The organism is Nocardia goodfellowii (genome assembly GCF_017875645.1).
GTDB lineage: Bacteria > Actinomycetota > Actinomycetes > Mycobacteriales > Mycobacteriaceae > Nocardia > Nocardia goodfellowii.
Genome location: NZ_JAGGMR010000001.1, coordinates 7,113,553 through 7,138,683, shown reverse-complemented (window position 1 = coordinate 7,138,683; position 25,131 = coordinate 7,113,553). Strand labels below are relative to the sequence as shown.

The following is a 25,131-nucleotide window of genomic DNA, read 5'->3' as shown; positions in this document are numbered from 1 at the left end:
GCGCCGCGGGCCGCGGCCGCCCGGCGGCCCAGGATCACGCAAGACGGCGGCGGGCGGCATGGACAACCCGGTGCGGTTGCGCATCGGCGTCGGCCGGATAGTCATGCTGATCGCGCTGGCTGTCGTCGCGCTGCAGCTGTTGTGGGTGCAGAGCATTGCCGCGCCGGGTCTGTCCGCGCAGGCCGCGAGCCAGCGCACCGCCCGGGATATCGACCACGCCACCCGCGGCACCATCACCGACCGCTTCGGCAACAAGCTGGCCTTCACCATCACCGCGAAGGCGCTGACCTTCCAGCCGGTGCAGGTGCGTAAGGATCTGGAAGCGAAGAAGGCCAAGAGCGAGAAGGCGCCCGATCCGGACAAGCGGCTGGAAGAGATCGCCAAGACCATCCACGACAAGCTCGGCAAGCAGGCGCCCACGGTGTCCGCGCTGCTGGAGAAGCTGCGTGGCGACGAGACTTTCGTGTATCTCGTGCGCAATGTCGACGCCCGCATCGCCAGCGAGATCACCGCGCAATACCCCGAGGTGGGGGCCGAACAACAGTCGCTGCGCGAGTATCCCGGTGGTTCACTGGCGGCCAATGTCATCGGTGCCACCGGCTGGGACGGGCACGGCCTGATCGGGCTGGAATCGTCGCTGGACGCGGTGCTCGCGGGCACCGACGGTTCGCACACCTACGATCGCGGCTCCGACGGCGCGGTCATCCCCGGCAGCTGGCGGGACAAGCAGCCCGCGGTGAACGGCAACAGCGTCGAGCTGACCTTGGACCAGGATCTGCAGTACTACGTGCAGCAGCAGGTGCAGCAGGCGCGCGAGATGTCCGGCGCGCAAGGCGCTTCCGCGGTGGTGCTGGACGCCAAGACCGGCCAGGTGCTGGCCATGGCCAACGACAGCACCTTCAATCCCGCCCTGCGCCCGGAGAACTGGGATACCGCCAAGAAGAGCAACCCCTCGGTGAGCGACCCGTTCGAGCCCGGTTCGGTGAACAAGATCATCACGGCGGCCGCCGCGATCGAGTACGGGCTCACCGATCCCGATGAGGTTTTGCAGGTTCCCGGTTCGATCCGGATGGCCGGGGTCACCGTCGGTGACGCCTGGGAGCACGGCACCGTGCCCTACACGACCACCGGCATCTTCGGTAAGTCCTCCAACGTGGGCACGCTGATGCTGGCCCAGCGGGTGGGCGAGGATCGCTTCGCGGACATGGTGCACCGGTTCGGGCTGGGGCAGCGCACCGGCGTCGGTCTGCCCGGCGAGACGGCGGGCCTGGTGCCCTCGCGCGACCAGTGGTCCGGCGGTACGTTCGCGAATCTGCCTATCGGGCAGGGTCTTTCGATGTCCACGCTGCAGATGACCGGCATGTATCAGGCCATCGCCAACGACGGGCTGCGGGTGCCGCCGCGCATCGTCAAGGCCACCGTCGCCCCGGACGGCGCCCGCACCGAGGAGCCCGCGCCCGAGGGCGTGCGTGTCGTGAGCCCGCAGACCGCGGCCACGCTGCGCACCATGTTCCAGGCGGTGGTACAGAAAGACCCGATGAGCGCCGAGCAGAACGGCACCGGTGCACCCGCGGCCGTCGAGGGCTACCAGATCGCCGGCAAGACCGGCACCGCGCAGAAGATCGATCAGCGCTGCGGTTGCTATTCCAGCTCCAGCTACTGGATCACCTTCGCCGGCATCGCACCCGCCGACAACCCGCGCTATGTCATCGGCCTGATGCTGGACAACCCGGTGCGCAGTTCCGACGGCAGCGGCGGACAGTCCGCGGCGCCGCTGTTCCACAGCATCGCCTCCTGGGCTCTGCAGCGTGATCGTGTGCCGCCCTCGGCCGCACCGGCGCAGCGTTTCGTCCTGCGCGCTGATGCCTAACCGGCGGATCCCGCGCCGCAACACCGAGGCGCGTTGTTCGCTGGTGTCCGCCCGTCGGTAACCTGACTCGTCGCAATCCGTGCAATACCCGAAGATGTCCGAATCCGAGAGGAGCAAGGTGCCCGCGCAGTCCAGCCCGCCTGTGTTGCGGCCGGCGGTTGTCCGGTCGACACCGCTGTCCACCGTGCTGGAACTGACCGGGGCCCGGCTGTCGGGCCCGGACCAGGCGCATGTGGCGGTCACCGGTGTCGAACAGCGCTCGAACGCGGTGCGCCCGGGTGACCTGTTCGCGGGGCTGCCCGGCGCGCAAGCGCACGGCGCGCGATTCGCGCACGACGCCGTCGAACGCGGTGCGGTCGCGGTGCTGACCGATACCGCGGGCGCCGATCTGATCGGTGCGATCGACGTGCCGGTGCTGGTGCGTGAACAACCGCGCGCGGTGCTGGGCGAGTTGTCGGCGGCCCTGTACGGCGATCCGTCGCATCGCCTGCGTGTCATCGGGATCACCGGCACCTCCGGCAAGACCACCACCGCCTATCTGGTGGAGGCGGGACTGGCGGCGGCCGGGTTGTCCACCGCGCTGATCGGCACCATCGAGACCCGCATCGGCGGGCAGCGGGTGCCGAGCGCGCTGACCACCCCGGAGGCGCCGCAGCTGCACGCCATGTTCGCGCTGATGGTCGAGCAGGGTGTGGACGCGGTGGTGATGGAGGTGTCCAGTCACGCGTTGGCGCTGGGCCGTGTCGACGGTGTCCGGTTCGCGGTAGGCGCGTTCACCAATCTTTCGCAGGACCACCTGGATTTCCACGCCGACTTCGAGGACTACTTCGCCGCGAAACGCCGTCTGTTCGAACCGGATTCGCCGGTCGCCGCCGAGACGTCGGTGATCTGTGTCGACGACGAGTGGGGTCGGCGGCTGGCCGCCGAGCTCGACGCGCCGATCACCGTGTCCACCGGTGGTATCCAAATGGGTTCCACCGATTGGGGTTTGGCCGGTCCGGTGGTTGCCCGCGGTGGCGAACAGGAGTTCACCGCGGCCACCCGGCGCGGCAGTTTCCCGGTGCGCCTGCGGCTTCCGGGCCGCTACAACGTCGCCAACGGACTGCTCGCCATCGCCGTCTGCACGGCGGCCGGCGTCGACTCCGAGGTGGCGGCGGCCGCGCTGGCCACCGTCGATGTGCCGGGCCGGATGCAGCGGGTGGACGAGGGCCAGGATTTCCTCGCTGTCGTGGACTACGCGCACAAGCCCGCCGCGGTGGAGTCGGTCATCGCGACGCTGCGGGATCATCTCGAATTCACCGGCACGGCAGGACGTTTGGCCATTGTGGTGGGTGCGGGCGGCGATCGTGACGCCGGGAAGCGCCCGCTGATGGGTGCGGCCGGCGCGCGCGGCGCCGATCTGCTGATCGTCACCGACGACAACCCGCGCAGCGAGGATCCCGCGGCCATCCGCGCGGCCGTACTCGCCGGGGCACACCAGGTTTCGGCGGACGAACGCGGCGAGGTGCGCGAAATCGGCGACCGCGCGGCGGCGATCGCGGCCGCGGTCGAGTGGGCGCGCCCCGGCGACGCCGTGCTGATCGCGGGCAAAGGACACGAGGTCGGCCAGGAGATCAACGGCCGGAAACATCCGTTCGACGACCGGGAGGTGCTCGCCGCGGCGATGCGCCACAAGCACCCCCGCACTCCGAACGGCACTGACGCGGAGGATTTGACGGTTCGATGATCGAGATGACACTGCGGGAGATAGCCGCCGTCGTGGGCGGGACGCTGCACGACGTGCCGGACCCGGATGCCCGGGTGACGGGTTCGGTCGAATTCGACTCGCGCGAAATCGGTTCCGGTGACCTGTTTCTGGCCTTACCCGGCGCGCGCGCCGACGGCCACGATTTCGCGGCCGCCGCGGTCGCGGCGGGTGCCGTCGCGGTGCTGGCGGCCCGGCCGGTCGGCGTGCCCGCCATCGTGGTGACGCCCGCCCCCGGCGAGGTCCGGTCCAGGTCGGTCGCGCTGGCCGCGGACACCGACGGCTCCGGCGCCGCGGTGCTCGAGGCGCTCGCCGCACTGGCTCGGGCCAGCGTCGAAAAGCTCACGGCCACTACCGGACTCACCGTGATCGGACTCACCGGTTCCTCGGGCAAGACCTCGACCAAGGACTTGATCGCCGCGGTGCTGGCGCCGCTCGGCACCGTGGTCGCTCCGCCCGGCTCGTTCAACAGCGAACTCGGCCACCCGTGGACCGCGCTGCGCGCCGACGAGCACACCCGCTTCCTGGTGCTGGAGATGTCCGCACGCGGGCCCGGCCATATTGCCGCGGCGGCGCGGGTGACCCCGCCGACCGTCGGCGTCGTGCTCAATGTCGGCACCGCGCACCTCGGCGAATTCGGCAGTCGCGAAGCCATCGCCAAGACCAAAGGCGAACTGGTGGAAGCACTCCCGGCTTCCGGTCTCGCGGTGCTCAACGCTGACGACCCGAATGTCGCCGCCATGGCGACGCGCACGGCCGCTCGGGTGGTGACCGTCGGCCAGTCCACCGGCGCCGACATCCGCGCGACCGACGTGCACATGGATTCCCAGGCGCGCGCGGGCTTCACGCTGCACAGCCCGCAGGGCAGCGTCGATATCCGCCTGGCGGTGCACGGCGAGCACCAGGTGGGCAACGCCTTGTCGGCCGCCGCCGTCGCGCTGCACTGCGGCGCCGACCTCGACACGGTCGCCGCGGCCCTGTCCGGCGCCCGTGCCGCCTCGGCTCGCCGCATGGATGTCCAGCACACCGATGGCGGCATCACCGTCATCAACGACTCCTACAACGCCAACCCGGATTCGGTGAAAGCGGCGCTCAAGGCCCTGGTCACGATGTCCAAGGCCGAAGCGACTCCCCGCCGCAGCTGGGCGGTGCTCGGTGAAATGGGCGAGCTGGGCGAGGAATCGGTCATCGAACACGACGCCATCGGCCGGCTGGCGGTGCGCCTGGATGTGGATCGGCTCATCGTGGTCGGCACCGGACGACCGTCCCGCGCGATGCATCAGGGAGCGGTGATGGAAGGCTCATGGGGCGAGGAGTCGATCCTCGTGCCCGATATCGGCGCGGCCATCGCGCTGCTCGACGACGAGGTCGAAGCGGGCGATGTGGTGTTGGTCAAGGCTTCGAAGTCGGTCGGCCTGTGGGCTGTCGCCGAACATCTGACCAGCGCGGAACGTGCCGGAAAACGCAGGGGCAGCAGCACGGAGGCAGCGCAGTGAGGAAGCGAAATGTGGCTCCAGCCGACGGAGGGTGGCGCCGGACCGTTGCTTTGCCGCAGCGTCAGCGAGGCGCGGTCGTGCGCGAGCGCACGGTGAAAAATACAGCGGCGCGCCGAACGAACAAGCCGAGCGTCAGCGAGGCTTGTTCATGAGGCAGATACTATTCGCGGCGGCGATCGCGCTAGCGGTGTCGATCATGTTGACGCCGTTGCTGATCAAGATGTTCGCGAAACAGGGCTTCGGCCAGGAGATCCGGGTCGACGGCCCGGCCAGCCATCAGGCCAAGCGCGGCACACCGACCATGGGCGGCGTCGCGATCCTGATCGGCATGTGGGCTGGCTACCTCGGTTCGCATCTGATCGGCATCATGTACGACGCCGATGGTCCCTCGGCGTCGGCGCTGCTGGTGCTGGGCCTGGCGACCGCGCTGGGCGCCGTCGGCTTCGTCGACGACTTCATCAAGATCCGCAAGCAGCGCAATCTGGGCCTCACCGCGGCGGGCAAATACCTCGGCCAGCTCACCGCCGCCGTCGTATTCGGTGTTCTCGCACTGCAATTCCGCAACGACCACGGCATCACCCCGGCCAGCCGACACCTGTCCTACGTCCGCGATATCGCCACCGTCTCGATGGGCGCGATCATCTTCCTGGTCTGGGTGTCCATCCTGGTCATCGCCTGGTCCAACGCGGTGAACCTGACCGACGGCCTGGACGGCCTGGCCGCCGGCTCGATGAGCCTGGTGCTGGGCGGCTACGTGATCATCACGTTCTGGCAGTACTACCACTCCTGCTCGTTCGAGGTGGAGCGCGGCTGCTACGACGTGCGCGACCCGCTGGACCTGGCGCTGGTGTGTGCCTCCGGCGCGGCGGCGTGTATCGGCTTCCTGTGGTGGAATGCCGCGCCCGCCAAGATCTTCATGGGTGACACCGGCTCGCTCGCGCTCGGCGGCATGCTCGCCGGCCTGTCCATCACCACCCGCACCGAACTGCTGATGGTCGTCATCGGCGCGCTGTTCGTGGCCGAGGCGCTCTCGGTGGTGCTGCAGGTGGCGGTGTATCGCACTACGCGTAATCGATTGTTCAAGATGGCGCCCTTCCATCACCATTTCGAACTCAGTAAATGGGCGGAAACTACAGTGATCATCCGGTTCTGGCTGCTGGCCGCCATGGCTTCCGCGGTCGGACTCGGTTTGTTCTACAGCGAATATCTCTCCAAGGTCGGGTGAAACAAGCGTGGTCGACCATTCTCCGCGGGCCCTGCGTTCACCGGGACCCATGCTGGAATTCCTGCGTGGCCGTGACGTTCTCGTCGCGGGCTGGGGTGTTTCCGGCCGTTCGCTGATCGAACCGCTGCGCGATATCGGCGCGCATCCGGTGGTGACCGACGGCGGCGCGAAAGCGCTCGCCGAAGCCGCCGAGCTCGGGCTCGAAGTAGCCGGCAGCGTGGCGCTGGAAAGCGCGGACCTGAGCCGGTTCGCGCTCGTCATCACCAGCCCCGGCTGGCGCCCGGACTCGCCGGTGCTGGTATCGGCGGTCACCGAGGGCATCCCGGTCTGGGGTGACGTGGAATTCGCCTGGTGGGTGGATCAGGCTCGGATCTACGGTCCGGCCCGCAAGTGGCTGGTGGTGACCGGCACCAACGGCAAGACCACCACCACCCAGATGACCCATGCGATCCTGCGCGCCGCCGGCATCGCCAGCGTGGCCTGCGGCAATATCGGCCTGCCCATCCTGGACGCGCTGCGGCGCAGCCCCGGCCCGCAGGTGCTCGCGGTGGAACTGTCCTCGTTCCAGCTGCACTGGGCGCCGTCGGTGCGGCCCGAGGCCGGTGTGGTGCTGAATGTGGCCGAGGATCATCTGGATTGGCACGGCGGCCTGGACGCCTACGCCGCCGCGAAGGCCCGCGCGCTGTACGGCCGGGTCGGGGTGGTGGGTCTGGACGACGCGGTCGCGGCCGCACTGGCGCGTAAGTCCAAGGCGCGGCGCACCGTCGGATTCCGCATCGGCGTGCCCGCCGACGGGGAACTCGGCGTGGTCGACGGCAAGCTGCTGGACCGCGCGTTCACCAAGGCCGCGATCCTGGCCGAGATCGGCGATATCAGCCCGCCCGGTCCCGCCGGTGTCGCCGACGCGCTGGCCGCCGCGGCGCTGACCCGCGCCATCGATGTGGCGCCGCAGTTCGTGCGCGAGGGCCTGATCGAACACAAGGTCGGACCGCACCGCGCCGCGTTCGTGCGCGAAGTCGCGGGCGTCAACTTCATCGACGACTCCAAGGCCACCAATCCGCATGCGGCGCGGTCCTCGATTTTGGCTCACCCCCAAGTGGTTTGGGTCGCCGGTGGGCAGTTGAAGGGCGCGCACGTCGAGGATCTGATCGAGGAGGTCGCCGACCGGCTGGTCGGCGCCGTGCTCATCGGGTCCGACGCACCGGTGATCGCCGCCGCGTTGGCGCGACACGCGCCCGATGTCCCGGTCATCGAGGTGTGGGCGGGAGACGATGCACTGATGGACGCGGGACCGGAGTCCGCGGCGCAACCAGATGACCCAGGGGTGCGGATGGAGAAGGCCGACGCTGTTATGGCGCGTGCCGTGCGCGCGGCGGCCGGTATGGCCAATCACGGTGACACCGTGCTGCTCGCCCCCGCGGCCGCGTCGCTGGACATGTTCGCCGATTACACCCATCGCGGCCGTAGCTTCGCGGAGGCCGTGCACGCGTTGGAGGACGGGGACATCGGGCGGCAACTATGACGACAACGGCGACGAAGAGCGGGGCGGCCAGGGGGATCAACGCCCGCTGGGCAGGTGCCTGGCTGGCGCGCCCGCTCGCGTCGTTCCACCTGGTCGTCACCATCGCCACCCTGCTCACCGTGCTGGGCCTGGTCATGGTGCTCTCGGCGTCGTCGGTGGAGTCCTATGCCGGCGGCGGTTCGGCCTACGCGCTGTTCATCCAGCAGGCCATGTTCGCCGCCATCGGCACCGGCCTGTTCTATCTGGCGTTGCGGCTGCCGCTGAAGCGGTTGCGCCAGTGGTCGTTTCCGATGTTCGCGCTGTCGGTGCTCGCGCTGGCGCTGGTGCTGGTCCCCGGGATCGGCTCGGAGGTGCAGGGCGCGCGGCGCTGGTTCGTGATCGGGCCGATCTCGGTGCAGCCGTCGGAGATCGTCAAGGTGACGCTGGTGGTGTGGGGCGCGCATCTGCTCGCTTCGCGGCGTTCGGAGCGGGCCGGCCTGAAAGACATTCTGGTGCCGCTGGTCCCGGCCGGTCTGCTGGTCTGCCTGCTGGTCGTGCTGCAGCCGAACCTGTCCACCACCATCGCCCTCGGCGTGGTGCTCGCGGCGCTGCTGTGGTTCGGCGGACTGCCGGTGCGGCTGTTCATCACCATCTCGGTCTCCGGCGTGATCGCGGCGGGCGTGCTGGCATTGTCGGCCGGTTACCGATCCGACCGCATGCGCAACTTCTTCAATCCCGAAGCTGACCCGCAGGGCATCGGATACCAAGCGCGCCAAGCCCTCTACTCGCTGGCCGACGGCGGCATCTGGGGCCGCGGCCTCGGGCAGAGCCGCGCCAAGTGGAGTTATCTGCCGAACTCCCACAACGACTTCATCTTCGCCATCATCGGCGAGGAACTCGGGTTCCTCGGCTGCGCCCTGGTGCTCGGTCTGTTCGCGTTGTTCGTCTACACCGGGCTGCGCATCGCCGCCCGTTCGGCGGACCCGTTCCTGCGGCTGCTCACCGCCACCGCCACCACCTGGATCACCGCGCAGGCACTGATCAATATCGGATATGTGGTCGGGTTGCTGCCGGTGACCGGTCTGCAGTTGCCGCTGGTGTCGGCGGGCGGTTCGTCGCTGGCGATCACCCTGTTCATGTTCGGCATCATCGCCAACGCCGCCCGGCACGAACCCGAAGCGGTGGCCGCGCTGCACGCCGGCGCCGACGGGCGGTTCAGCCGGTTGCTGCGCCTGCCCAAACCCGAGGTGTACTCGCCCGCCAAAGCATCCTCGGCGCGGGCCCGCAACGCCGCCAGGGCGCAGCAGCAACGCAAACGCCCACCGCCGCAGGCCCAGCGCGGCAAACCGGTGCCGCCGGTGCGTCGCCCGCAACCCGGGCCCGCGCCCAGACGCGGCACCAGCTCCCTGCGCTCCACCCGGGCCTGGGAACCGAACTATCCGATGCCCCATGCGAGAGAACGAGGTAGAGACAGGTGAGCGCCCTTTCGGTGATCGTGGCCGGCGGTGGAACCGCGGGACATATCGAACCGGCGCTCGCCGTCGCCGACGCGTTGCGACGACTCGACGAGTCGATCCGCGTAACCGCCCTCGGTACCGAGCGCGGTCTGGAGAAGGACCTGGTGCCCGCCCGCGGGTACCCGCTCGAACTCATCCCGCCGGTGCCGTTGCCGCGCAAGATCTCCGCCGATCTACTGCGCCTGCCCGGCCGAGTAGTCGCCTCGGTGGCCGCGACCCGCGCGGTCATCGACAAGGTGGACGCCGACGTCATCGTCGGATTCGGCGGCTATGTCGCGTTGCCCGCCTACCTGGCGGCCCGGTGGCGCCGGGTGCCGGTCGTGGTGCACGAGGCCAATGCCAAAGCGGGTATCGCGAACAAGGTCGGCGCCCGGATCGCGGCCAGAGTGCTTGCCGCCGTCCCGGATTCGGGCCTGGCCGGAGCCGAGGTCGTGGGTATTCCGGTGCGCGCCGCGATCACCACCCTGGACCGGGCGGCGTTGCGCGCCGAGGCCCGCGCGCATTTCGGCCTGCCCGCCGAGGGCCCGGTGCTGCTCGTGTTCGGTGGCTCGCAGGGTGCGCGCACCTTGAACGAGGGCGTCTCCGGAGCCGCCCGCGAACTGACCGCGGCCGGTATCTCGGTGCTGCACGCGCACGGACCGAAGAACACCTTGACTCTGGCCGACACCGACGGCGCCGGGCGTTATGTGGCGGTGCCGTATCTGTCCCGGATGGACCTGGCCTACGCCGCCGCCGACGCGGTGGTCTGCCGCTCCGGCGCGATGACCGTCGCCGAGGTGTCGGCGGTCGGACTGCCCGCCGTCTATGTCCCGCTGCCGCACGGCAACGGCGAACAGGAACTCAACGCACGACCGGTGGTGGCCCAGGGTGGTGGCAGAATCGTCGCTGACCAGGACCTGACGCCGAGCTACGTGATCAACGAGGTGATACCGCTGCTGCGCGATCCCGCGCGGCTGACCGAGATGGGCCGGGCCGCGGCGGGTGCGGGGCACCGCGACGCCGCCGACGAAGTGGCTTCGATCGTGGCTGGGATCGGACGAGGAGGGGCGCTGTGAGCGACGAGCGATCCGCACTGCCACCCGCGCTGCGGCGGGTGCACATGGTCGGCATCGGCGGTGCGGGCATGTCCGGTATCGCCCGGATCCTGCTGTCCCGCGGCGGTGAGGTCTCGGGTTCGGACGCCAAGGAGAGCCGCGGCGTGCTCGCGCTGCGGGCGCGCGGCGCGCAGGTGCGCATCGGGCACGACGCCAGTGCCCTGGACCTGCTGCCCGGCGGCCCGACCGTGGTGGTCACCACCTACGCGGCCATCCCCAAGACCAATCCCGAACTGATGGAAGCCAACCGGCGCGAGATCCCGGTGCTGCTGCGGCCGGCCGTGCTGGCCTCGCTGATGGCGGGGCACCGCACGCTGCTGGTCTCGGGCACGCACGGCAAGACCTCGACCACCTCGATGCTCATCGTCGCACTGCAGCACTGCGGGTTCGACCCGTCGTTCGCGGTCGGCGGCGAGCTCAACGAGGCCGGTACCAACGCCCACCACGGCACCGGCGACAGCTTCGTCGCCGAGGCCGACGAGAGCGACGGTTCGCTGCTGCAGTACTCCCCGGATGTCGCGGTGGTGACCAATATCGAGTCCGATCACCTGGATTTCTTCGGCACGCCGGAGGCATACACCCAGGTGTTCGACGACTTCACCGAGCGGATCGCCGACCACGGCCTGCTGGTGGTCTGCCTGGACGATTCCGGTTCGCGGGCGCTGGCCGAGCGAGTCGGCGACAAGCTCGCCGCCAAGGGCGTGCGGGTCTTGGGTTATGGCTCCGGCGAACTGGAGGACGCGCCCGTCCCCGTCGGTGTGCGCCTGCACCACTGGGAGCCGCGCGATGTCGGTGGTGTCGCCCAGTTCCAGTTGTCCGACGAAGCCACGCCGCGCACCCTGCGCCTGTCCGTGCCCGGTCGGCACATGGCCCTCAACGCGCTGGCCGCGCTGCTGGCCGCCCGGGCCACCGGCGCCGATATCGACGAGATCATCCAGGGTCTGGAGGGTTTCGGCGGCGTGCACCGCCGGTTCCAGTTCGTGGGCCGGGAGAACGGCGTCCGCGTCTTCGACGACTACGCCCATCACCCGACCGAGGTGCGCGCGGTGCTCGGTGCCGCCGCCGAACTGGTGCAGCAGGAGGCCCGCGACGGCGCCCGTTCCCGCCAGGGCCGGGTCATCGTGGTCTTCCAACCGCATCTGTACAGCCGCACCGCGACCTTCGCGACCGAGTTCGGCGCCGCGCTGAGCTTGGCCGACGAGGTGGTTGTGCTCGATGTCTACGGTGCGCGCGAGAAGCCGCTGCCCGGAGTGAACGGCGCGCTGGTCGCCCAGGCGGTCACCAAACCCGTGCACTATCAACCGGATATCTCCCGGGTGGGCCGGCAGGCCGCCGGACTGGCACTGCCCGGCGACGTCGTGATCACCATGGGCGCCGGCGATGTGACGATGCTCGGCAGCCAGATCCTCGACGGCCTGCGGGCGCGCCACCCGTACGGGCGGTGACGATGACACAGCCCGGTCTTTCGCGGTGGCGGCTGGATCGCCGGCTGTGGCTGTTCAGTTTGCTCGGAGTGTGCGTGCTTACCGCTGTATTCGTGCTGGCCTGGTTCACGCCCACGTTATCGGTGCGCACGGTGCGGATCGAGGGACTCGGTGCGGTGTCCGAGCAGGCGGTGCGCGAGCAGCTGCAGATCCCGGCGGGCCGATCCATGTTGCGCATGGACACCACCGCCATGGCGCGCCGGGTCGCCGGAATTCCCAAGGTGCACACCGCCCGGGTGCAGCGGATGTACCCGTCCACCATCAAGGTGACGGTGACCGAACGCGTTCCGGTGCTGTATTTCGACGGCCCCGACGGCGCGCACCTGGTGGACGGCGAGGGCATCGAATTCGCTGTCGAACCCACCCCGATCGGGGTGCCCAAGCTGGTCACCGAGCGTCCGGGCGGCGGCGATCCGGTGACCGCCGCGGCCGTCGGTGTGCTGCGCGTTCTGCCCCCTGCGCTGGCAGTTCAGGTGGGTGAGGTTGTGGCGCGGTCGATTTCGGATATCTCGCTGAACCTGACCGACGGGCGCACGGTAGTGTGGGGTGGAGCGAACGACGCCGAACGAAAGGCGCAGGTCGTGTTGCCACTGCTGACCCGTGAGGGCACGGTGTTCGACGTTTCGAGTCCTAATCTGGTGACGGTAAAGTGAGCGACACCCATTGCGCCCAGCGATCTTTCAGCAAGATCGGGTTCAGGGGGCAGCTGTCCACGATATGACGTGTGGCGCGGCAAGGCGAGCGGGATCACGCAAGATTCTGGTACTCGCCTCGGCGCGCCTGCGGGCGTATCGCGGCGGCTGCGAATAGCGTTCCGCAGCAGTCGGATACTTGACATAACGCCAACCCTATGGTTGAGGTTCAGGGTTTGCCCGTCCGCAACGACGGCTTTAGATCGAAGGAAGGCGAGAGCCCATGACGCCCCCGCACAACTACCTTGCTGTGATCAAGGTCGTCGGTATCGGCGGCGGCGGCGTGAATGCCGTCAACCGGATGATCGAACAGGGACTCAAGGGAGTCGAGTTCATCGCGGTCAATACCGACGCGCAGGCGCTGCTGATGAGTGACGCCGACGTCAAGCTCGACGTCGGCCGCGAGCTCACCCGTGGTCTCGGCGCCGGCGCCGACCCCGAGGTCGGCCGCAAGGCCGCCGAAGACCACAAGGACGAGATCGAAGAGGTGCTCAAGGGCGCCGACATGGTCTTCGTCACCGCCGGTGAGGGCGGCGGCACCGGCACCGGTGGCGCGCCCGTGGTGGCCAGCATCGCCCGCAAGCTCGGCGCGCTGACCATCGGCGTTGTCACCCGGCCGTTCTCGTTCGAGGGCAAGCGCCGCGGCAACCAGGCCGAGGTGGGCATCAACCTGCTGCGCGAGTCCTGCGACACGCTCATCGTCATCCCGAACGATCGGCTGCTACAGCTGGGCGACGCGGCGGTCAGCCTGATGGACGCGTTCCGCTCCGCCGACGAGGTGCTGCTCAACGGTGTGCAGGGCATCACCGACCTGATCACCACCCCCGGCCTGATCAATGTCGACTTCGCGGACGTGAAGTCGGTGATGTCCGGCGCCGGCAGCGCGCTGATGGGCATCGGCTCCGCGCGCGGTGAGGGCCGCTCGGTGAAAGCCGCCGAGTCGGCGATCAATTCGCCGCTGCTCGAGGCTTCCATGGATGGCGCGCACGGCGTGCTGCTCTCGATCGCGGGCGGCTCCGACCTCGGTCTGTTCGAGATCAACGAGGCCGCGTCGCTGGTGCAGGAGGCCGCGCACATCGAGGCCAACATCATCTTCGGCACGGTGATCGACGATTCGCTCGGCGACGAGGTACGCGTCACCGTGATCGCGGCCGGTTTCGACGGCGGCGGCCCGGCGCGGCGCAGTTTCGAGAACACCCGCAGCACCGCCATCGGTTCCGGGCGGGCGGGGGAGATCACCGCCGGTCGTACCAGCAGCGAGTCCGCGGTGTCCGCTCGGACCGAACCTCCGGCCGCCACCCCGAGCACGCCCACCCGCGGCCCGGTACCGAGTTATGCCGAAAGCGAGCGTGCCCGCCTCGCCGAACCCACGGTGACGCACAACCCGCGCGCACACATCCAGCCGCCCGACATCGATGATGACGATGACGACGTGGATGTGCCCTCCTTCATGCGCCGCTAGCTCGGCTTTCGCCTGAGCAGCGGGCTCGGAGGGCGCCGGCGGCGCTTCCCCGGTGCCGCACTGTCGCGAGCCTGCCGCGCGCGCTCGGCGGCCTCGTATTCGGCGGGGCTCGATCACTTCGGCGGACTGTCCAAATCTCTTGGATGGTCCGCTGTTCTGTGTCCGGGTGACGGTGGTCTCCGGCGGTGCGCGGCATTCGTCGTGGTCCGTGGTCGGCCACTACGCTCGGGGATATGACTGCTGCGCCGACAATGACTGTCCGACGGGTCACTACGACGAGGACAGGTGGTTTCTCGGCGCCGCCGTACGACACCTTCAATCTCGGCGATCATGTCGGCGACGAACCGAGTGCGGTGCGGCGTAATCGGGAGCGGCTGGCCGAGGGCATCGGCCTGACCCCTGATCGGCTGGTGTGGATGGAGCAGATCCACGGCCGCAACGTCGAAATCGTCGATGGGCCGCGCGCCGAAGCGGTGCCCGCCACCGACGCTCTGGTCACCACCGTGCCGAATCTCGCGCTGGTCACCCTCAGCGCCGACTGCGTCCCGATCCTGTTGTCCGACGACGAGGCGGGTGTGATCGCGGCGGTGCACGCCGGGCGCATCGGCGCCCGGATCGGCATCGTGCCGAAGGTGCTCGAGGCGATGGTGTCGGTCGGCGCGCGCGTCGACCGGATCGGCGCGTTTCTCGGTCCGGCCGCGTCCGGCCGTCAGTACGAGGTCCCCGCCGCTATGCGCGCCGACGTGGAAAAGCATTTGCCCGGCAGCGCTGCCACCACCGTGCGCGGCACGCCATCGCTGGACCTGCGCGCCGGCATCCGCAGGCAGCTCACCGAGGCCGGGATCGGCGCGGTCGCGGTGGACCCGCGCTGCACCATCGAGGACAAGACCTTGTTCAGCCACCGCCGCGGCGCCCCGACCGGACGGATCGCCGGGGTGATCTGGATGGAGACCCCCGCGTGAACACCGAAACCCCGCTCGACGCCCGCACTTCCGAGCTCGCGACCAACCTTGCCGCGCTGACCGCGCGCATCGACGCGGCCTGCCGGGCCGCCGGCCGCGAACCCGGATCGGTGCGCCTGCTGCCCGTGACGAAGTTCTTCCCGGCCGCGGATCTGGGCATCCTCTACCGGCTCGGCCGTCGCGAGTTCGGCGAATCCCGGGAACAGGAGGCGACGGCGAAAGTAGCGGCGCTGCCCGAGCTGGCGGGTGAGCGAGACCTCAGCGACGTGCGGTGGCACATGATCGGACGCCTGCAACGCAACAAAGCGCGCATTATCGCGCGCTGGGCGCACACCGTGCACTCGGTCGACAGCGAACGGCTGGCAATGGCTCTTGACACAGCAGCACGCGACGCGCTGGAGGCCGGACAGCGAGACACGCCGGTGCGGGTACTTCTGCAGGTCAGCCTGGACGAAGACCCGGCCCGCGGTGGTGTCGCACCGGCCGAACTCGACGCCCTCGCCGATCTCGTCGCGGAATCGGAAGCACTGCAGCTAGGAGGCCTGATGGCCATTCCACCACTGCATGCCGACACCGATAGCGCGTTTGCACGACTTGCGACCTTGCACACCCTGCTGCTGCAGCGACACCCCGGTGCGACCGAACTTTCTGCCGGAATGTCCTCGGATTTGGAAGCAGCGGTCGAACACGGTTCGACTTGCGTGCGTGTCGGTACCGCCCTGATGGGCGCTAGACCGATAACCTCGGCGTAGCAAAGAAACCTCATCAGTCACATTCGACACATATGCTTGGGACGGAAGAGGGCTGAGCAAAACTTCAATACCCGGCCGCCACCGGGGCCGAAGGAAGGTCGACCACATGAGCGAACACGAGGTGCGGTAATGAGTACACTGCACAAGTTCAAGGCGTACTTCGGCATGGTTCCGCTCGAGGATTACGAAGACGACTATGTCGCCGACGATCTGCGTGGAACCGCCGCACCCGCCCCGCGCGGTGGGAGCGAGCCGCGAGGCGCGCGTGGTCGGATCCCCTACGCGGGCGGTTACCCCGCTGACCGCTACAGCGAAGACCCTTACGGCGCCGAGCGGTACAGCCCGGCCGACCGGTTCGACGACGAGCCCGACTACGCCGAGCCCGCGCCGGTCTACAAGCCGTACAAGGCCGGTTACCCGGTCGCTCGCCGCGACGACTACGGCGACGAGTCCTACGGTGACGATCGCTACGAGGCGCCCCGGCGCCCCACCCGGATCGAGTCGGCCCCGTCGTCGGGCCGCCGCTTCACCGCTGGTGGCGGTGCGCCGATGATGCGCGGAGCGACCCGTGGCGCGCTCGCTGTCGATCCCGACGCCGAGGAGCGCCGGCTGGAGGAGCGCGTGCGCCCCGAACCGGCCCCCGCGCGCCGGCCCGGGATCTTCGAGGACGGAGGTCCCTTGTCCAAGATCACGACACTGCGCCCGCGCGATTACAGCGAGGCCCGGATCATCGGCGAGCGGTTCCGTGAAGGTAACCCGGTGATCATGGACCTGGTCGACCTGAGCAACGCCGACGCCAAGCGGCTCGTCGATTTCGCGGCCGGACTCGCCTTCGCTCTGCGGGGTTCGTTCGACAAGGTGGCCACGAAGGTGTTCCTGCTCTCCCCGGCCGATGTCGACGTCTCCGCCGAGGAGCGGCGCCGGATCGCCGAAACCGGCTTCTACAACCAAAAATAGGGTTGTGATCAGGGGGTTTCAGCAGATCTGTTGCGCCGGGGGCGGTGTGGTCATTTTGCGCGGCGCGGATTTTGCGGCAGAGTGAGGTCGTGGCCTTGTTTGCGGTGCTGTACCTCGTACTGTTCATCTTCTGGCTGTTGTTGATCAGCCGGGTGATTGTCGAGTTCATCCGTAGCTTTGCTCGCGACTGGCGACCGACGGGTGTCGTTGTCGTCCTCCTGGAGGTGATCTTCACGATCACCGACCCGCCGGTGAAACTGCTGAGGCGATTGATACCAACGGTGTCATTGGGAGGAATTCGACTCGATCTGTCGATTATGGTCCTGCTGTTCGCGGTGTTCATCGCGATGTCGTTCGCGGAAGCTCGCGTGTCGTGAGGACCAATCGTTCAGAGGCACAGCCAACCGGTAGCTCCGGTGTGACAGAATGGGGCAGGGCTTTTCCCGCCCCGCCAGCTCCGCCGGCTGCCAGCCCCGTAGATACCTTGCTAGATCTGCTACATCTCCAAAAGACGCGTGAAGGGATCCTTCCATGCCGCTGACTCCAGCCGATGTGCACAACGTCGCGTTCAGCAAACCGCCGATCGGGAAGCGCGGCTACAACGAAGATGAAGTCGATGCCTTCCTTGACCTTGTGGAGCAGGAACTTTCCCGTTTGATCGAGGAGAACGCCGACCTGCGCCAGCGGGTTGCCGAGCTCGATGCCGAACTGGCCGATGCCAAGAAGAGCCGTCCCGCCGCCCCGGCGCCGGTGAAAGCCCCGGTGCAGCAGGCGCCCCCGCCGTCGGAACCGATCAAACCCCCGGTGCAGCAGGCCCCGCCCGCGCCGATGCCGGCCGCGCCGAAGGCCGAAGCGCCTGGGGCCGACGCCAATCTGCAGGCAGCCAAGGTGCTCAGCCTCGCCCAGGAGATGGCGGACAGGTTGACCAGCGACGCGAAAGTCGAAGCGGAGAACCTGCTCTCGAACGCGCGGGCAAACTCCGAGCGCCTAGTGGGCGATGCCAGAACCCGCTCCGAGGCGATGATCGCCGATGCGCGCCAGAAGTCCGAGTCCATGCTGACCGACGCGCAGAACCGCTCGGACAGCCAGCTGCGTCAGGCCAAGGAAAAGGCCGATGCCCTGCAGGCCGACGCCGAGCGCAAGCACACCGAGATCATGGCGACCATCACCCAGCAGCGCAGCGTGCTGGAGAGCCGGATCGAGCAGCTGAAGACCTTCGAGCGCGAATACCGCGTGCGGCTCAAGTCGTACCTGGAGTCGCAGCTGGAGGAATTGGAGAACCGCGGGTCGGCGGTTCCGGTGGATGGCGGCGAAGCCTTCGCCGATGCCGGCGCCGGAAACAACCTCGCGCCCGCGTCATTCGCCAAAGGCTCGAAGTAGACCCTGCCCCCTGTCGAACCGCCTGGCATGGCTGAGTTCACCCACCCCGTCGGCTGCGCCTCGTGCCATCCCCCCAGGGGGTCACCATGCTCGTCTTGACACTCGTTCTCGCTGCGATCGGGTTCGCCCTGCTCGTGACGGCACTGACCACCGGGTCGGTGCTGTGGGCCTGGGGCTGCATCCTCGTCTGCGTGATAGGTGCCGTGCTGTTGCTCGTCAGCGCGCTGTCCATGCGCAAGCCGGACGACGAGGCGGCCCCGCCACCGGGGCGGCACGCGAAACGATGAGAACCTGACAACACCTTGCACCTTCGTAGATCTCGAGCTACTTGCTTGTACCCGAGCTCAGGGCTGCGGAAACCTGCTGGACAGTCCCGGTTAGAATCGAAGGAACACGGCGTCGATCCGGCCATCACCGGGGAGCCTTCGGAAGAACGGCGCGTCCAGCGCTTATTAGAACCGAACGGGTGAGCCCGTCACAGCTCACAACGAGAGGTCCGGCACGTCTGCGAGCCGGACAAACGGGGTGGTACCGCGGTTTCGGCGCACCGGCGCCGGCATCGTCCCCGTGCCCTTAGGTACGCGCCTACACCGGCGCGGTGGCACGAGGAGACCCCTTTTCATGGTGGACCCAGCCGCGATGGCGGAGCACACTGGCAAGTCCGCATACCCTCGCGTCGATCTCGGCGCGGGCAGCGGTGGATCCTTCCCCGACCTGGAGCGCAAGGTCCTCGACGCGTGGGCCGCCGACGACACCTTCCGGGCCAGCATCGAGAACCGTACGGGTGCGGGCGAGTTCGTCTTCTACGACGGGCCGCCGTTTGCCAACGGTCTGCCACATTACGGACATCTGCTCACCGGATATGTGAAGGACCTCATCCCGAGGTTTCAGACGATGCGCGGGAATCGGGTCGACCGCCGATTCGGCTGGGACTGCCACGGATTGCCCGCGGAAATCGAAGCGGAAAAGCAGCTCGGTATCACAGACAAATCACAGATCGATGCGATGGGTTTGGCGGAATTCAATGCCGCCTGCAAATCCTCGGTGCTGCGGTATACCGGTGAATGGCGCGACTATGTGACGCGTCAGGCACGCTGGGTCGACTTCGACAACGACTACAAGACCCTCGATCTCGACTTCATGGAGTCGGTGATGTGGGCGTTCAAGTCGTTGTTCGACAAGGGCCTGATCTATCAGGGCTTCCGGGTGCTGCCCTACAGCTGGTACGAGCAGACGCCGCTGTCGAATCAGGAAACCCGCCTCGACGACGCGTACAAGATGCGCCAGGATCCGGCCGTCACCGTCGACATGGTGCTCCGCGTCCCGGCCGATCATCCACTGCGCGAACTGGACGGCGCGAACGCGCTGATCTGGACCACCACCCCGTGGACGCTGCCGTCCAACCTCGCGGTCGCGGTGCACCCCGACGTGCGGTACGTGCACTTGCGCGCCGCGGACGGCAAGCGCTATGTCCTGGCCGCGGAACGGGTTTCGCATTACGCGCGGGAGTTCGGGCTCGGCGCGGAGCCGGTGGAGCGACCAGAGGGCACAGCGTCCGGCATCCTCTCCGAGCACCTCGGAGCGGCCCTGGTAGGGCTGGACTATCAGCCGCCGTTCGACTTCTTCGCCGGCCACCCGAACGCGCACCGGGTGCTCTCCGCCGACTATGTGACCACCGACTCCGGCACCGGAATCGTGCATCTCGCACCGGCTTTCGGTGAGGAGGACATGGATGTCGCCACGGCCAACGGGATCGAGATCGTGCAGCCGCTGGACGCGGGCGGCAAGTTCACCTCGATGGTGCCGCCGTACGAGGGCCTGATGGTCTTCGCCGCCAACCCGGTGATCATCAAGGACCTCAAGGCCGCCGGAAAGCTGTTGCGGCATGAGACGATCGAGCACTCCTACCCGCACAGCTGGCGTTCCGGTCAGCCGCTGATCTACATGGCGGTGCCGTCCTGGTTCGTCGCGGTGACCAAGTTCCGCGACCGCATGGTGGAGCTGAACCAGCAGATCAGCTGGGTTCCCGAGCATATCCGCGACGGTCAGTTCGGCAAGTGGCTCGAAGGCGCGCGGGATTGGAACATCAGCCGTAATCGCTACTGGGGCAGCCCGATCCCGGTGTGGGTGTCCGACGATCCGGCCTATCCGCGCATGGACGTGTACGGCTCGCTGGACGAGCTGGAGCGCGACTTCGGCGTGCGTCCGACCGATCTGCACCGCCCCATGATCGACGACCTGGTCCGGCCGAATCCCGATGACCCGACCGGCAAGTCGATGATGCGGCGCGTACCCGAGGTGCTGGACTGCTGGTTCGAGTCGGGCTCGATGCCCTACGCGCAGGTGCACTACCCGTTCGAGAACAAGGAGTGGTTCGACAGCCACTTCCCGGGCGATTTCATCGTCGAGTACAACGGGCAGACCCGCGGCTGGTTCTACACCCTGCACGTGCTGTCCACCGCGCTCTTCGACAGCCCCGCGTTCAAAACCGTTGCCGCGCACGGCATCGTGCTGGGTGACGACGGCCTGAAGATGTCCAAGTCCAAGGGCAACTACCCGGATGTGAACGAGGTGTTCAACCGGGACGGCTCCGACGCCATGCGCTGGTTCCTGATGAGCTCGCCGATCCTGCGCGGCGGCAACCTCATCGTCACCGAGCGCGGCATCCGCGAGGGTGTCGGCCACGCGCTGCGCCCGCTGTGGAACGCGTGGACCTTCCTGCAGCTCTACGCCTCGGAATCCGGTGTGTGGCGCACGGATTCGCCGCATGTGCTGGACCGGTACATCCTGGCCAAGCTGGCGGCCACGCGCGAGGTGATGACCGAGGCGCTGGCGACCTACGACATCGCGGGCGCCTGTGACGAGCTGCGCCAGTTCGCCGACGCGCTCACCAATTGGTATGTGCGCCGGTCGCGTTCGCGCTTCTGGTCCGAGGATCGCGATGCGGTGGACACGCTGCATACGGTGCTCGAGGTGGTCACCCGCCTCGCCGCGCCACTGCTGCCGCTGATCACCGAGGTCATCTGGCGTGGGCTTACGGGTGAACGGTCGGTGCACCTGGCCGATTGGCCGGAGGCTGGTGAGTTGCCCGCCGATCCGGAGTTGGTCGCGGCCATGGACGAGGTGCGCACGGTCTGCTCGACGGTGCTGAGCTTGCGTAAGGCGAAGAACCTGCGGGTGCGTCTGCCGTTGGCCGAGGTCACCATCGCGGCCGCGGACGCCGAGCGGATGCGGCCTTACGCCGACATCATCGCCGACGAGGTGAACGTCAAGAAGGTGGACCTGACCACCGACGTCGCCGTGCACGGGCGCTTCGAGCTGGTGGTGAACGCGCGGGCCGCCGGTCCGCGTCTGGGCAAGGACGTGCAGGCGGTGATCAAGGCGGTCAAGGCCGGCGACTGGTCGGAGAACGCCGCCGGTGTCGTCACGGTTTTCCCGGCCGGCTCCACTGCCGCCGCCGGAATCGAGTTGCTGCCAGAGGAATACACCCAGCGACTGGTCGCGGCCGAGCCGGAGTCCACCGCCGCGCTGCCCGGCAACGCCGGTCTCGTGGTGCTCGATTCGGCGGTGACCGAGGAACTCGAGGCGGAGGGCTGGGCCCGCGATCTCATCCGTGACCTGCAGGAAAGCCGCAAGTCCGCAGGGCTGGACGTTTCGGATCGGATCTCGGTGGTGCTGGAGGTGCCCGCCGAGCGTCTGGGCTGGGCCGAAACCCACCGCGATCTGATCGCGGGCGAAATCCTCGCCACCGCACTGACTTTCGGTGACGTGGGCGCGGACGCTCCCGAGATCGTCGGCGGCGTGAAGGTGTCCCTCAGCAAGGCCTGACCACGCGGTCACACTGAGCGCGTCCGAGGAGCGCATCGGGGCCGGCTTCCACCACGGAAGCCGGCCCCGTTTCTCTTTACGCCCCCGCATCGTGACCGTGACCGAGATGCAACGCTGAATATTAGCTAGAAGCTTGTTCGATAAGCGACGCTGCCGCAGAATTCGATGTTGCCACTGGGACGCAGGAATACCTCTGTGCTTTCAGTGACTGCGCACAATGACTGTTCTACCTGGACTGCGCGGTGCTAGCCGGTTTTCGGGCGGGCACACGCGCTGTGGTTCCACGGCTGCCTGTCTCCCGTTGCGCTCCGCGAGGCCGGTCGCCGTGCCTTAGCCGAGGAGGCACACGCGCCGTGCTGAATACATCGAAAAGACCCCGTAAAGGAACCGTTCTCGGCCTACTCCTAGCCGCGCCCGCAGTATGCGCGGGCCTGCTCGCCCCCGGCACCGCCGCCGCAGCGCCTGTACCCGCAGCGCCTGCGCCCCGTGCGCCCGCTGCAGTACCGGGTGCTTCGGTCACACAAGCCGCACCTGGTGGATCGGCAGCGGCTGCCCCTGGCGCATCGGCCGCCGCCCCCGCCGCACCGGCGGTACCCGCGCCTAGCTCCGCGCCCGCCGCACCCGGCGCACTGGCCGCATCCGCCACCGAACCCCAGGCCACAACCGCCACCACACCCGGCGCATCCGCTCCCAGCAACGCGGCCGAGGCGCGAGAGACCACCTACCTCGAGCAGACTGTGCGCATGGCCGAGTTCCTCGCCACGGCCGGTATCAATTTGGCTGAGACCCTCAACGAGGTTGGGAGTAGCACTGGCTCGGTGGAGCTGCCGATCCCCATTTCCAGTCCGCGCGGGCTCGCCGCGCTCGCCATCGCGACCACTCAGGTCGGCAAGCCTTACCAGTGGGGCGGCAACGGCCCGCATGCCTGGGATTGCTCCGGTTTGGTCCAGTGGGCCTATCGCCAGGTCGGGATCAAGTTGCCGCGCACTACCTGGGAGCAGGCGCGGGTCGGCATCCCGGTGTCGTTCATCGGTTTGGCGCCGGGCGACGTGGTGGTCTTGAACAGCGACGGCTCGCACGTCGGCATCTACGCCGGGATGGGGCAGGTCCTCAACGCCTATGACTACGGTGTCCCGGTCGGCATGACACCACTGCGCGAGTTCAAGATCTACGCCATCCGCCGGTTCTTCTGAACCGCGCTCGCCGCGCCGGATCGGTCGGGATCGATTAAGTTTCCACGATCAGGGCAGCGGTCGCTGCACGGCGTGGGAACGGATGGTCGAGATGGGTGTTCGCGGTATACCCCGCGTCGGGATCGGCCTCGCCGCGGTGGTGCTGCTGGGCGCCACCGTGACCGGCTGTGGTGGTGGTGACGAGCACTCCGGGCACGAGATGACCGTGGTGCCGGTCGCCGCACCGGCGGTGCTGCAAGGGTTTTCGCATCCGGAGAGCGTGCTGGTCGCGGGGGACGCGTGGTTCGTCTCCAATGTCGGCCCGGTGCAGGACGCCACGGCGAAGGACGGCGACGGGTTTCTGTCCCGGCTCGATCAGACCGGCACACTCACCGAGCTGAAGGCCATCCCGCGCTCGGGTGACGCGCCGCTGAACGCGCCGAAGGGCATGGCCTACACCGGCAACAAGATCTTCGTCGCCGATATCGACCGGGTGGTCGGCTACGACGCGAATACGCTCGGCCAGGTGTTCGAAGCGAAGCTGGAGGGCGACGCCCCGGCTCTGCTGAACGACATCGCGGTGCTGGACGGCAAAACCCTGCTCGTCACCGACTCGCTGCGCGGCTCGGTCTACAAACTCGACCTGGAGTCCAAGCGGTTCGGCACGGTGACCACCGCCGTACCCGGCGCCAATGGTGTGGTGGCGGACCAGACCGGCAAGACCGTCTATGTCGCCGCGCTGGGCGCCGACTTCAAGGGCGGCGACCTGTTCGTTCTCGATCTGGCCCGAATCCCCGCACAGCCCAAGAAGATCGGGACCGTACACGGCATCCTCGACGGTCTGGCCCTGCTTCCGGACGGCAATCTCGCGGTCTCGGACTGGGTTTCGGTCGAGCCGCCCACCGCCGGGACCATCACGATCTACCGCCCGGACGGTACCGCGGCCGCCGCGGTGAAACTCCCCGAAAACCTGATCGGCCCCGCGGATTTCACCGTCGACGGCAGCGGCCGGAACCTGCTGGTGCCGGGCATGGCGGACAACAAGCTCGCGATCGTCGAGCTCGGTTAGCTCTCCTCGGTGACCAGCCCGCGCAGCAGCGGCCCGTATTCGGGATGCGCCAGCGCGGAAGCGAATTGGGCCACCAGGTAATCGGCCGGGTTGCCGGTGTCGTACCAGCGACCGCGGATGACCTGGCCGTACACCGGGTGCTCGGCGGCGAACACGTTGATCGCGTCGGTCAGGTAGACCTCGCCGGTGCGGTGCTCGTACCAGGCATCGGTCTGCCGCCGCAGTTCCTCGATGATGCCGGGGGTCACCACGTACCCGCCGATCGCCGCGTAGGCCGACGGCGCGTCGACCGGCTTGGGCTTCTCCCGCAGCCCGGTGATGCGCAGCAGGCCGTTGCCCTGATCCTCGGCGACCACCGGCACGCCGTAGCGTTGCGATTCGGCCGGGTCCATCGGCATCAGCGCGAGTACCGGTGCCCCGGTGGACTCGTAGGCGTCGACCAGTTGCTGGGCGCGCGGCACCTCGGCGACGAACACGTCGTCGGGCCACAGCACCAGCATCGGCTCGTCCCCGGCGTTGCGGGCCGCGTTCAGGACGGGCGTCCCGTTGCCGTAGGGCCCGTGCTGGTCGAGGTAGGTGATGTGGCCGAGCCGGGACAGCTCGCCGACTTCCACGACCGCGTCGGCGTAGGCGGTCTTGCCGTCCGCGCGTAGCTGGGCGACCAGGGCCGGGTTGGGCCGGAAGTGGTCCTGGATCAACGACTTTCCACCGCTGACGACGATGGTGATGTCGGTGATCCCGGACGCGACGAGTTCGCGCACCGTGTGCTCGATGACCGGCTTGTCGCCGACCGGCAGCATCTCCTTCGGGATGGCCTTGGTGAGCGGGAGGAGCCGAGAGCCGATTCCAGCGGCCGGGATGACGGCCTTGCGGATCTTCATACCCTCGATCATCACACACCCGCGTGGGTGCCAAGTCCGATCGGG

At 68.3% G+C, this 25,131-nt stretch carries 20 protein-coding genes; 19 read left to right on the top strand and 1 reads right to left on the bottom strand.

Annotation, left to right across the window (positions count from 1 at the left end; translation table 11 throughout):
* The first annotated feature begins 58 nt into the window (after positions 1 to 58).
* The 19 genes from BJ987_RS33055 (at position 59) to BJ987_RS32965 (ending at position 24,205) form a co-directional block, all read left to right on the top strand.
* Entirely contained in the window at positions 59 to 1,870 is a 1,812-nt protein-coding gene (locus BJ987_RS33055; protein ID WP_209899508.1) for a peptidoglycan D,D-transpeptidase FtsI family protein, read from the top strand.
* A 94-nt stretch (positions 1,871 to 1,964) separates the two neighbouring features.
* Positions 1,965 to 3,596, top strand: a complete 1,632-nt coding sequence (locus BJ987_RS33050; protein WP_209896966.1) for a UDP-N-acetylmuramoyl-L-alanyl-D-glutamate--2,6-diaminopimelate ligase — start codon at positions 1,965 to 1,967, stop codon at positions 3,594 to 3,596.
* Entirely contained in the window at positions 3,593 to 5,110 is a 1,518-nt protein-coding gene (locus tag BJ987_RS33045; protein ID WP_209896965.1) for a UDP-N-acetylmuramoyl-tripeptide--D-alanyl-D-alanine ligase, read from the top strand. The genes BJ987_RS33050 and BJ987_RS33045 overlap by 4 nt, the downstream gene beginning before the upstream one ends.
* 148 nt (positions 5,111 to 5,258) lie before the next feature.
* The gene (mraY, locus tag BJ987_RS33040; protein WP_209896964.1) at positions 5,259 to 6,335 is read left to right on the top strand and encodes a phospho-N-acetylmuramoyl-pentapeptide-transferase; all 1,077 of its coding nucleotides are present in this window, start codon (positions 5,259 to 5,261) and stop codon (positions 6,333 to 6,335) included.
* A 49-nt stretch (positions 6,336 to 6,384) separates the two neighbouring features.
* Entirely contained in the window at positions 6,385 to 7,857 is a 1,473-nt protein-coding gene (gene murD / locus BJ987_RS33035; protein ID WP_209899505.1) for a UDP-N-acetylmuramoyl-L-alanine--D-glutamate ligase, read from the top strand.
* Positions 7,854 to 9,314: a putative lipid II flippase FtsW gene (ftsW, locus tag BJ987_RS33030; RefSeq protein WP_209896963.1), complete on the top strand. Its 1,461-nt coding sequence runs from the start codon at positions 7,854 to 7,856 to the stop codon at positions 9,312 to 9,314. Before murD ends, ftsW begins: the two co-directional genes overlap by 4 nt.
* Entirely contained in the window at positions 9,311 to 10,408 is a 1,098-nt protein-coding gene (murG, locus tag BJ987_RS33025; protein WP_209896962.1) for an undecaprenyldiphospho-muramoylpentapeptide beta-N-acetylglucosaminyltransferase, read from the top strand. The genes ftsW and murG overlap by 4 nt, the downstream gene beginning before the upstream one ends.
* 44 nt (positions 10,409 to 10,452) lie before the next feature.
* A complete protein-coding gene (gene murC, locus BJ987_RS33020) occupies positions 10,453 to 11,892 on the top strand; it encodes a UDP-N-acetylmuramate--L-alanine ligase (RefSeq protein ID WP_245367716.1) in 1,440 nt (479 codons plus the stop codon).
* Positions 11,893 to 11,894: 2 nt separating this feature from the next.
* Positions 11,895 to 12,584 (top strand): cell division protein FtsQ/DivIB, encoded by a 690-nt coding sequence (locus tag BJ987_RS33015; protein WP_209896960.1) that lies wholly within the window; start codon positions 11,895 to 11,897, stop codon positions 12,582 to 12,584.
* 262 nt (positions 12,585 to 12,846) lie between these two features.
* Positions 12,847 to 14,085: a cell division protein FtsZ gene (gene ftsZ, locus BJ987_RS33010; protein ID WP_209896959.1), complete on the top strand. Its 1,239-nt coding sequence runs from the start codon at positions 12,847 to 12,849 to the stop codon at positions 14,083 to 14,085.
* A 233-nt stretch (positions 14,086 to 14,318) separates the two neighbouring features.
* Positions 14,319 to 15,047: a peptidoglycan editing factor PgeF gene (gene pgeF, locus BJ987_RS33005; RefSeq protein WP_209896958.1), complete on the top strand. Its 729-nt coding sequence runs from the start codon at positions 14,319 to 14,321 to the stop codon at positions 15,045 to 15,047.
* Complete coding sequence (locus BJ987_RS33000; protein WP_209896957.1) at positions 15,044 to 15,799, top strand: YggS family pyridoxal phosphate-dependent enzyme; 756 nt, start codon at positions 15,044 to 15,046, stop codon at positions 15,797 to 15,799. The genes pgeF and BJ987_RS33000 overlap by 4 nt, the downstream gene beginning before the upstream one ends.
* 129 nt (positions 15,800 to 15,928) lie before the next feature.
* A complete protein-coding gene (locus BJ987_RS32995; protein ID WP_209896956.1) occupies positions 15,929 to 16,756 on the top strand; it encodes a cell division protein SepF in 828 nt (275 codons plus the stop codon).
* Between the two features lie 89 nt (positions 16,757 to 16,845).
* Positions 16,846 to 17,133, top strand: coding sequence for a YggT family protein (locus tag BJ987_RS32990; protein WP_209896955.1), 288 nt, complete (start codon positions 16,846 to 16,848; stop codon positions 17,131 to 17,133).
* A gap of 154 nt (positions 17,134 to 17,287) precedes the next feature.
* Entirely contained in the window at positions 17,288 to 18,136 is an 849-nt protein-coding gene (gene wag31, locus BJ987_RS32985; protein ID WP_209896954.1) for a DivIVA-like cell division protein Wag31, read from the top strand.
* A gap of 86 nt (positions 18,137 to 18,222) precedes the next feature.
* Positions 18,223 to 18,423, top strand: a complete 201-nt coding sequence (locus tag BJ987_RS32980) for a hypothetical protein (protein WP_209896953.1) — start codon at positions 18,223 to 18,225, stop codon at positions 18,421 to 18,423.
* Positions 18,424 to 18,757: 334 nt separating this feature from the next.
* On the top strand, positions 18,758 to 21,964 hold the full coding sequence (gene ileS / locus BJ987_RS32975) for an isoleucine--tRNA ligase (RefSeq protein WP_372446914.1): 3,207 nt from the start codon (positions 18,758 to 18,760) through the stop codon (positions 21,962 to 21,964).
* 743 nt (positions 21,965 to 22,707) lie between these two features.
* Positions 22,708 to 23,157, top strand: coding sequence for an NlpC/P60 family protein (locus tag BJ987_RS32970; protein WP_209896952.1), 450 nt, complete (start codon positions 22,708 to 22,710; stop codon positions 23,155 to 23,157).
* 91 nt (positions 23,158 to 23,248) lie between these two features.
* Positions 23,249 to 24,205, top strand: a complete 957-nt coding sequence (locus tag BJ987_RS32965) for an SMP-30/gluconolactonase/LRE family protein (protein WP_209896951.1) — start codon at positions 23,249 to 23,251, stop codon at positions 24,203 to 24,205.
* On the opposite strand, the gene BJ987_RS32960 is transcribed toward BJ987_RS32965, so the two are convergent.
* Positions 24,202 to 25,086 (bottom strand): UTP--glucose-1-phosphate uridylyltransferase, encoded by an 885-nt coding sequence (locus tag BJ987_RS32960; protein ID WP_209896950.1) that lies wholly within the window; start codon positions 25,084 to 25,086, stop codon positions 24,202 to 24,204. The two genes, BJ987_RS32965 and BJ987_RS32960, sit on opposite strands and share 4 nt — an antisense overlap.
* Between the last annotated feature and the right edge of the window lie 45 nt (positions 25,087 to 25,131).